At 52.0% G+C, this 560-nt stretch carries 1 protein-coding gene; it reads right to left on the reverse strand.

Annotated features, from left to right (window positions below; genetic code table 11):
• Positions 1-560: tyrosine recombinase XerC (locus R7F64_RS24210; protein ID WP_318072193.1), on the reverse strand; the 560-nt coding region annotated here is incomplete at both ends.

The following is a 560-nucleotide window of genomic DNA, read 5'->3' on the forward strand; positions in this document are numbered from 1 at the left end:
GCTAGATGCTGGAAATCCAAGTGTGTGTAGATTTGGGTCGTCGATATGTTCTCGTGACCTAAAAGCTCTTGCACCGCACGTAAGTTGTTGCTCGACTCCAGCATGTGCGTAGCAAATGAGTGGCGCAACTTATGTGGGCTAATGTGACTGGCTACAGCCTGTTTTTGTCCCCACTCGGCCATGCGTTTTTGCACGCTACGGTGCGAAATACGGGTTCCGAGTTTAGACACAAACAATGCAGGTTCACCTGGCGCTGCTAAGTCACCACGAACGCGCAGCCACTTACCAACCCATTCCGTTGCCATCCCCGAAAAAGGCACTTTACGTTCTTTGTCACCTTTACCGATAACACGAAGCTCACCACTGCGCAGCTGCACATCTCGCACATCCACACTGACCAACTCGGCTAAACGCAGGCCGGCACCGTACATCAGCTCCATCATTGCGCGATCGCGAATCGCCAATGGGTCATCTTCATTCACTTCGAGCAGTTGATTCACTTCATCCACATCGAGGTTTTTTGGCAGCGGGCGCTTTTTACGAGGTGCAGACACCCCTTT

It is taken from the genome of Vibrio sp. Vb1980, from assembly GCF_033338615.1.
Taxonomy (GTDB): domain Bacteria; phylum Pseudomonadota; class Gammaproteobacteria; order Enterobacterales; family Vibrionaceae; genus Vibrio; species Vibrio alginolyticus.